This window comes from Thiohalocapsa sp. ML1 (genome assembly GCF_001469165.1).
In the GTDB taxonomy this organism is placed as follows: Bacteria; Pseudomonadota; Gammaproteobacteria; order Chromatiales; family Chromatiaceae; genus Thiohalocapsa.
Map to the genome: position 1 here is coordinate 1 of NZ_JABX01000087.1, position 8,693 is coordinate 8,693.

At 63.4% G+C, this 8,693-nt stretch carries 5 protein-coding genes and 2 pseudogenes; 3 read left to right on the forward strand and 4 right to left on the reverse strand.

The window, feature by feature from the left end; translation table 11 throughout:
- Positions 1–576 (forward strand): annotated as a pseudogene (locus tag ML01_RS26070) (hypothetical protein); the annotation flags it as partial.
- Here the strand turns inward: ML01_RS26070 and ML01_RS26075 are convergent.
- The 3 genes from ML01_RS26075 to ML01_RS31575 all read right to left on the reverse strand — a co-directional run bounded on the left by ML01_RS26075 (position 571) and on the right by ML01_RS31575 (position 4,132).
- Positions 571–3,318: a diguanylate cyclase gene (locus tag ML01_RS26075; RefSeq protein ID WP_162268117.1), complete on the reverse strand. Its 2,748-nt coding sequence runs from the start codon at positions 3,316–3,318 to the stop codon at positions 571–573. The pseudogene ML01_RS26070 and the gene ML01_RS26075 sit on opposite strands and share 6 nt — an antisense overlap.
- 217 nt (positions 3,319–3,535) lie before the next feature.
- A complete protein-coding gene (locus tag ML01_RS26080; RefSeq protein WP_058558301.1) occupies positions 3,536–3,832 on the reverse strand; it encodes an addiction module antidote protein in 297 nt (98 codons plus the stop codon).
- Between the two features lie 114 nt (positions 3,833–3,946).
- A complete protein-coding gene (locus tag ML01_RS31575; RefSeq protein ID WP_371258253.1) occupies positions 3,947–4,132 on the reverse strand; it encodes a type II toxin-antitoxin system RelE/ParE family toxin in 186 nt (61 codons plus the stop codon).
- A 340-nt stretch (positions 4,133–4,472) separates the two neighbouring features.
- Between ML01_RS31575 and ilvD the strand changes: the two genes are divergently transcribed.
- Positions 4,473–6,377, forward strand: a complete 1,905-nt coding sequence (ilvD, locus tag ML01_RS26090; RefSeq protein ID WP_058558302.1) for a dihydroxy-acid dehydratase — start codon at positions 4,473–4,475, stop codon at positions 6,375–6,377.
- A gap of 844 nt (positions 6,378–7,221) precedes the next feature.
- Here the strand turns inward: ilvD and ML01_RS26095 are convergent.
- Positions 7,222–7,413 (reverse strand): annotated as a pseudogene (locus ML01_RS26095) (hypothetical protein); the annotation flags it as partial.
- A gap of 810 nt (positions 7,414–8,223) precedes the next feature.
- Between ML01_RS26095 and ML01_RS26100 the strand changes: the two are divergent.
- A partial coding sequence (locus tag ML01_RS26100; protein ID WP_162268118.1) for a phage integrase N-terminal SAM-like domain-containing protein occupies positions 8,224–8,693 on the forward strand: 470 nt, incomplete at its 3' end.

Sequence of the window (8,693 nt, forward strand, 5' to 3'; positions counted from 1 at the left end):
TTGCCGGTGGGCGGGCGCAGCTTGACGCTGTACGAGGAGGTTCACACGCAGGAAAACTTGGGCAATCGGCAGGTACAGCATCGGTTCCTGCAGCGGTTGGCGGACATCATACCGGCGAGCGCAGCGCCGATCATCGTGGCGGACTCCGGCTTCAAGGTACCGTTCTACCGCGAGGTCGAGCGCTTGGGCTGGCGCTGGCTGGGGCGCGTGCGCGGGCGCGACGGCGTCGAGCTCAAGCGGCGCTGGTACAGCTGCAAGCAGTTGTTCGAGCGGGCGACGCAGACGCCGGTCGCGCTCGGCATCGGCCAGTGGGTGCGCAGCAATCCGCTGCGGGCGTGCTTCGTGCTGGTGCGCCAAGCCCCGCAGGGGCGTCAGGACAAGACGGCGTCCGGCAAGAACAAACAATCGGGGACAGACCACGTTTTTCGTGTCCGTTACCGTCCACGCCGCAAGGCTGGATACTGGGCTCGTGGCTCACGATTACCCAGGCGGGATTCACACCCGCTAGATCACGCGGCCTTGCCAGGCCGCACTGTCCCTGGAACTCACCCCCGGAACTCATGCCGGAACTCATGATGATCTATCACGATATGTTAAAAGCGTGCGCTCAACTTGCACCTGATTGCGGCCTCGGTGCTTGGCGCAGTAGAGAGCCTGGTCGGCGCACTCTTGCAGGTGACGCAGATCGGTCTTGACGCGATCAGATCCGTGGGTGGCGACCCCAATGCTTAAGGTGACCACCGAACCGACGCTGGAGCAGGCATGGGGAATGGAGAGCGCTTCCACGGCGGCGCGCATCCGGTCGGCAAGATGGAGCGCGCCATCGCTCTCGGTTTCCGGTAGCAGGGCGACGAATTCCTCGCCGCCATAGCGCGCGATCAAGTCCAGCGGACGCTCGGCATAGCCCGCGAGCACTTGCGCCACCTGCCTGAGACAATCGTCCCCTGCGCCGTGGCCATAATGGTCGTTGTATTGCTTGAAGTGGTCGATGTCGATGAGTGCCAGCGATAGCGGCAGAACGGAGCGCAGAGCGCGCTTCCATTCCACCTCCGCGCGCTGATCGAAATAGCGCCGATTGGCAATGCCGGTCAGACCGTCCTGCATGGAGAGCTTCTCGAGGAGCTCCGTTTTGATTTTGAGCTCCTGCTCCACGAGCCTGCGCTCAGTGATCTCTTGTTCCAGTGCGAAATTGGTTTTTTGCAAGAGCTCCTCGGCTTGTTTTCTTTCGCTAATATCTTGCTCGAAGCCAAACCAGCGGCTGTCGCCATTTTCAAAAAACATCGGACTCGATTCAATCCTCACGAAACGGACATCACCATTGACAATAATCCGACCTTCCCAGGCGAAAGACCGGCGTTCCCGCACGACCTCTGCATTGAGTTGCTTGAACTCCTCGAAGTCATCCGGATGAATGACATTCCAGGCCAGCCAGGGATTCTTCAATACATCTTCCCGGCGTACTTGATTCATGTCGCACCAGCTATCGCTGACGTACTCGAATTCCATTGTGCCACTGGCCCGGTGCCAGAAGACATAGACCCCGACCGCGACATGATCGACCAAATCGTTGAACCGCCTTAAACTCTCGCTCAAGGCATCCTCAGCGCGCTTGCGATCAGTCACATCAGCAAGCACCCCTTCCCACACGGTTGTTCCGTCAGGCAGGGTGCGTGGCAGGGATTCGGCGGTGATCCAGCGAATGTCACCATTGACCACCACGCGCGTCTCACCAAAAAACGGCTTCTTTTCGTTGAACGCTTCTACATTCAGCGCGACCCACGCATCAAAGTCATCTGGATGAACACAGGCAAAGCCCTTCATGGGATCAGAGGACGCATCTTCCCGCGTCAACCCGGTCAGCTCCAAAAAACGACGGCTCAGAAAAGAAAAGCTCGCCATGCCGCCAGCGGCGGGTTGTACCATGGTGTACGTGCCAACCGGGATATTTTCCGTCAGTTCATAAGCGGTCTTTTCCAGGCGTTGCTCGACAATACGCAGCGCTTCTTCTGCCCGTTTTTGCGCACTCTGGTCATACATGTAACTGCGAATATTCGTCAGATGATCAGCCTCTTCACGCTGCAAGATGGTGAAGTCATAAAACCACAGATATTGGCCCGTTCGGGTTCGCAACCGATAGGAATCCTCGAATCGGTCAACCCCCGCTGCAATGTACTCCCTGAGTCGGCTGATGACAGGCTCCAGATCATCGGGATGGATCAATGCGGAATAAGAAAACCCTGGTTTCAGCATCTCGGCCTGGCTGTAGCCTAAAATCCGTTCGACATTCGAGGATGCGCTTTTAATTGGCCAGTGACCGTGCTGCTCCGCTCCCCATTCGAGCGTGAACACCGGCCCCTCGGCGAACAGATCGCGCTCTTTCTTCAGTGCCTCCACGGCGTGGCGATTCTCCGCCAGCAGAAACACAATGACGGCCGAAAAGGCTAGAATGGCCGCCGCCACGACAAGGTAAGTCCACATGAGCGGGTCGGAAAGGACCATGTACCTTGACCACCCACCAGTGGGCACGGCGCCCATTTGCCAGTATCCATGGGGGAGCTCGATGAACTGAGTGACTGGCCGGTTCTCAAAGACCTCTGGGTCACCAAAAAAGACCTCTCCCGCTTCACCGCTGCCGTCCCGACCGCGGATGGCGAGGCGCAAGGAATCCTGTTGCGTGATAGCGGCTCCCGCAAAAATGGCATCGGTGTTCATCACTACCGAAGCAAAGCCCCAGAAGCGCTCCTCACCGGATGCTGTGTCGGGTATATGGATCGGGATACGGGCAATCAGACCCTCGCCACCCTGCACCAAGGCGAGCGGCCCGGCGAGGACGATGCGGTTGAGCTCCAGTGCCTGTTGGACGGCATCGAACTGATCCGGCAGGGTCCGATAATCCAGACCAATGGCCTTTTCATTGCCTGCGATGGGATACATCAGGCGCAGCACCATGTCGCGAGCCAGGCCGATGTTGCGCAAGTCCTGATGCTCCCGAAACTGGACCGCCATGGCGCGACTGAAATCCTCCTGGGTCAGCTCGGGATTCATCGCTACCAGGGATTTCACCCCGGAGACGGCGAAAATATTCGCGTAGATGCGACTCTTAAGTGCGGTTGCCAGGATATCGAGCTCATACTTGACCTGCTCGATCTCGTGCTGTTGATGTCGTTCCGATTCAAAGCGAAACAGTTGGGCGCCAATTAGCACGAACAGACCAAGAATCACCGCGAATAGCAGTAGCCCCAAGCTAGTGAGATGACTGTGGCGCTTTTTTCTTTTCCACGCCGGCGCGGGAGCAAGTGGCGTGACTGATTCATTCATGCGGTTTCCCATCTCCCGCGACATCGCAGTGAGCGAAATGTAACCTACAGCGCTGCCGGAATTGCCCGCCTATGTTCTTTGTCTGCGGAGCAGGTGTCCGCGGTTTCCCGATACATGACCCTCAACGCTCGCAGGTCTTAGTGCGCAAAGCAGTGGATGGAGACCTTGGATGTCTCGGTCTCGTCCTTAGAACGCGGCCAGGGGCGCTCCCCGCAGCTCACGCCGCGCGCTGCGTCAAACGCAGCTCGAGACCCAGCGCGCGCGCCATCTTCAGCACCAGCGCGAACGATGGGTTGCCCTCGGCGGACAACGCTTTGCGCAGCCCTTCGCGGCTGACGCCCACCTCGCGCGCCAACGCGCTGAAGTTGCGTGCGCGGGCTACATCGCCCAACGCGTGGCGGATCAAGGATCCGTCGCCCGGGTCTTCTTCAATGCAGGCTTCCAAGTACAGCCGGATGTCTTCGTCGGTGTCCAGATAGTCGGCACTGTCCCAACGCGAAAATGACTCAGCCATCGTTCAACCCTCCCACTCTTGTGCCAACGCTTTCGCGTGCTCAATGTCGTGCGCCTGCGTGGACTTGTCGCCGCCGCACAGAAGCACGATAAGGGCCGCGCCTTGGCGGATAAACTACAGCCGGTAGCCCGGCCCGTAGATAATGCGCATCTCCGAGACGCCCTCGCCAACCGACACCACGTCGTCCAGGTTGCCGGTACTGACGCGCCGCAGTCGCGCATTGATGCGAGCAACGGCGCGCTGATCGCGCAAGCCTTGCAGCCAGGTGGTGAACGTCTTGGAAGCGATGATCTCGAACATGGGTGGAGCGTAAACTACAGTTGGCAATGTATCAACTGTAGTGGGCATGTCGGCGACGACGGCCTTCTTGACGCGTTGGCACCTCCGCGACTGCCCCTCCCCCGGAGTTCGCCTTATGGCGCCGCCCGGACGTGATTCGGAACTTCGGGCCTTCGACAATCCTGGTGTCAAGTCCCGGTAGATTTTCGGGCCGCTTGCGGAACAGATCCGGGCGTTCGCGGCACCAGCGCTTGAGTGCTTCGATGGGGGCAGAACGGTTACCCCGCCCCAGACTGGCACACCGCCCCGCTTTGCCGGATCATCCCCGCTTCGACCGACCAGCCAGGCAGCAGAGGCCGCCATGCCCCAGTACCGCTCCCGCACCACCACCCATGGCCGCAACATGGCCGGCGCCCGCGCCCTGTGGCGCGCCACCGGCATGACCGACGGCGATTTCGACAAGCCCATCATCGCCGTGGCCAACTCCTTCACCCAGTTCGTCCCCGGGCATGTGCACCTGAAGGATCTAGGCCAACTGGTCGCGCGCGAGATCGAGGCCGCCGGGGGCGTGGCCAAGGAGTTCAACACCATCGCCGTGGACGACGGCATCGCCATGGGCCACGGCGGCATGCTCTATTCCCTGCCGAGCCGGGAGATCATCGCCGACTCGGTGGAGTACATGGTCAACGCCCACTGCGCCGACGCCCTGGTGTGCATCTCCAACTGCGACAAGATCACCCCCGGGATGCTGATGGCGGCCCTGCGGTTGAACATTCCGGCGGTGTTCGTCTCCGGCGGGCCCATGGAGGCGGGCAAGGTGCGGCTGGACAGCAAGGGCGAGCTCAAGCTCGACCTGGTGGACGCCATGGTCACCGCCGCCAATCCCGATGAGAGCGACGCCGACGTCGCCGCCATCGAGCGTTCCGCCTGCCCCACCTGCGGCTCCTGCTCCGGCATGTTCACCGCCAACTCCATGAACTGCCTCACCGAGGCCCTGGGGCTCAGCCTGCCGGGCAACGGCTCGCTCTTGGCCACCCATGCGGGGCGCAAGCAGTTGTTCCTCGAGGCCGGGCGTCTCGCGGTGGAGCTGGCCCGGCGCTGGTATGAGCAGGACGACACCACGGCGCTGCCGCGGGGCATCGCGAGCTTCCAGGCCTTCGAGAACGCCATGAGCCTCGACATCGCCATGGGCGGCTCCACCAACACCGTGCTGCACCTGCTCGCCGCCGCGCAGGAGGCCGGCGTGCCCTTCACCATGGCGGACATCGACCGGCTGAGCCGCAAGGTGCCCAACCTCTGCAAGGTGGCCCCCGCCACCCAGACCTATCACATGGAGGACGTGCACCGGGCCGGCGGGGTGATGGGCATCCTGGGGGAGCTCGACCGCGGCGGGCTGCTCCATCGCGACGTTCCTACGGTGCACTCCGCCAGCCTCGGCGAGGCCCTGGAGCGCTGGGACGTGATGCGCGCCGGCGCCCACCCCGGCGCCCGCGAGCGCTTCCTGGCCGCCCCCGGCGGGGTGCCCACGCAGGAGGCCTTCAGCCAGTCCCGCCAGTGGCCGGGGCTCGATACCGACCGCGCCGCCGGCTGCATCCGCGACCTGGAGCACGCCTACTCCAAGGACGGCGGGCTCGCCGTGCTCTACGGCAACATCGCCCCCGAGGGCTGCATCGTGAAGACCGCCGGCATCGATGAGTCCATGTTCGCGGCCGAGGCGCTGCGCTACACCACCAGCGTGCCCACCTCGACGCTCCGGGTCTTCACCGGCCCCGCGCGCATCTGCGAGAGCCAGGAGGCCGCGGTCACCGCCATCCTCACCGACCAGATCAAGCCCGGCGACGTGGTGCTGATCCGCTACGAGGGCCCCAAGGGCGGCCCTGGGATGCAGGAGATGCTCTACCCGACGAGTTATCTGAAGTCCAAGGGGCTCGGCAAGGCCTGCGCCCTGATCACCGACGGGCGCTTCTCCGGCGGCACCTCGGGGCTCTCCATCGGCCACTGCTCGCCGGAGGCGGCCGAGGGTGGCCCCATCGGTCTGGTGGAGGCGGGCGACCTGATCGAGATCGACATCCCCAACCGCGCCATCAACGTCAAGGTGGACGACGAGGTGCTCGCCGCCCGGCGTGCGGCCATGGAGGCCCGGGGCGAGCAGGCCTGGAAACCGATTGGGCGCGACCGCCCGGTGTCCCAGGCGCTGCGCGCCTACGCGGCCATGACCACCAGCGCCGCCCGCGGTGCGGTGCGGGATATCTCGCAGCTCGGCTGAGGCTGCTCAGGGTGATGGCCCCGCGGCGGGCCCGCCCCGGCGGATGACGGCCCTTGGACGTGGGGCCCCTGTCGCAGCCGTCGCCATGGCTATCGCCGCCGCCGGTCTGTCCGGTTGCGGCGGCGGCAAGCCCACCGTGCACCGAGCCCGCGGGCTCGTTTGCAGGCTCGCCGCGCGCGACCGACTCCGCGCGGGCAACTGAGTGAACGGAGAGTAACCCGGGGCCTTGCCGCCGTTTAGGCAGAAGTTGGTGTTCTCTGTTGGCCGCCTGGTTTCCCGGCGGTGCCACAATATCTCTGCCATGCGACGGCTCGGCTCCCGGCCCGGAGCAGTAGGACTTGGAGTGTTACACCATCCGGCTCCCGGCCCAAGTCTTCCGCCGTGGAACAGGGGAGCGAGTCCAGCGCGCTGTCGACTCCGCGCGTGCGGCTTCCGCCGCAGCGCCGAGCGTTCCGCGCACCGCTACATGAGCGGGCACGCCGACGGCGTGAAACGCGCGGGCATGGGGGTCACGGACAGAGTCCTCTCGGTGTAGGGCCGTGTTTCACCCGCGCATTGTCTCGGGCCGCCACCCGCAATGTTGACCGCGCATGACCGGGTGTCACAGCTCGTATGGATGGCTCCGACCTCCACGCATCACCGCCCGCGTCCTCGCTTTTACACTTGTTCGCGGGTGCCCGCGTCCCGCGGACCGATGCGCGGATCTCCCTGGTTACCGCGTGTTCTCGATCTCTGTATCCACACTGTCAGGCTCGATACGGCCTCGGACCCCGGGGAGTATCCGTGCCGCTCGCTAGAGCGCGACACGGATTGTTGCCTACCGGCGGGACGAAACCGTCGGCAACGCCTCCGGATCGCAGTTGTAGGCGCAGTTCTCGACGACGCGCATCGGCGGAAGCAGCGCGGCGAGGGCGCGGATGGCGGTGGACTTGCCGGTGCCGCGGTCACCGAACACGAGCACGCCGCCGATGCTTTGGTCCGTCGCCGCGATCAGGATCGCGAGCTTCTGCTCGTGACACCGCTCCTGCGGTGTCACGCGCTCTTCGCGCTCTGCGCCCGCGGGGCGTGACGGGGCGACGAGGTCGGCAGCGGCCGTGGGACAGCGATCGCGGCGGGTGGGCGCGGAGCGCCGGGAGGCGGTGACACCGCGGGAGCGGTGTCACCAGAGAGAGAGCCAGTCGCGCCAGTGGGTCCGTTGATGTTGCGGGACAGCAGGCGCATCCCTTCGGCCCCAGCCATGACCGCCGCTTGGCCGGAATGATGATCAAGGCCGCAGTTTGGCGTCGGCGCTGGGCTCCCTGTTGGGCGATTATTTCGACTTTTCATTTAAAGCGCTATGACCCCTTTATTGGTACTCGAGATCCGGTGTGCGGCTGCTTTCATAGTTGATAATGCCACCGAAACCCAAATCCACTCACCCAGTTCGACGCGACGCAAAATGGAGATCACAGCCTCCGCTTCAAGATGGATGCGATCTTGGGTTTGATCGTCGTTGGACGATTTAGGCGGCAGACATCAAGATAGATCGTCATTGTCGAAAGTAAGCCTTGGCCTTTTGATCACGACCTATTGTTCTGCTGGCTTCTATCTTCTACAGCGATCCTCGGGTCGATGGCCGCGGATTAAGTCGCTTTCGCTTTCTGGCGCCAACGTCAACCGCAGCCCGCGCCAAACTGCGGCCTGAGCGATAGCGAAGGCCGCAGTTTGGCGTCGGGCTTGCGGGCTTGTTGGACGGAGCCGCTACGCGGAGAACAGCGACGCGGCGGCCCCGCAGTGACTAAGATGCAACCTCACGCCCTCGCCGAGCGAGGGGACATTCCGCTGAGAATCATGAGGTTGCGCTGTCATGTCACCATCTTTCGAGGCCGATTTCAAGCGCCGCTACAGCGCCCTGGACAAGCATCTGCATCTCAAGGGCTTCCGACCGAAGACGATCGAGGCGTACGCGCGGGGCGTACGGCGGATTGCCGGACACTTCGAGTATCGGATCGATGATCTGAGCGCCGAGCAGCTGACGGACTACTTCGCCGAGCTGCTGGAGACCCACTCGTGGGCGTCGGTGAAGCTGGACCTGTACGGGTTGAAGTTCTACTACGAGCACGTGTTGCGCAAGCCGTGGGAGCATGTGGGCTTGATCAAGCCGCCGCGGGGGCGGCATCTGCCGGACATCGTCACGGTCGATGAAGTGGCACGGCTGGTGCGATCGACCCGGGTGCTGAGCTACCGTGTGCTGTTCTTCACCCTCTACAGCATGGGCCTGCGTTTGGGCGAGGGGCTGGGGCTGACGGTGGCGGACATCGATGCGGCGCGCCGACG

What these genes read in the sequence shown, in the direction of transcription:
- ML01_RS26075 (WP_162268117.1), bottom strand. Translation starts at nt 3,318, where the DNA reads ATGAATGAATCAGTCACGCCACTTGCTCCCGCGCCGGCGTGGAAAAGA.
- ilvD (WP_058558302.1), top strand. Translation starts at nt 4,473, where the DNA reads ATGCCCCAGTACCGCTCCCGCACCACCACCCATGGCCGCAACATGGCC.
- ML01_RS26080 (WP_058558301.1), bottom strand. Translation starts at nt 3,832, where the DNA reads ATGGCTGAGTCATTTTCGCGTTGGGACAGTGCCGACTATCTGGACACC.
- ML01_RS31575 (WP_371258253.1), bottom strand. Translation starts at nt 4,132, where the DNA reads ATGTTCGAGATCATCGCTTCCAAGACGTTCACCACCTGGCTGCAAGGC.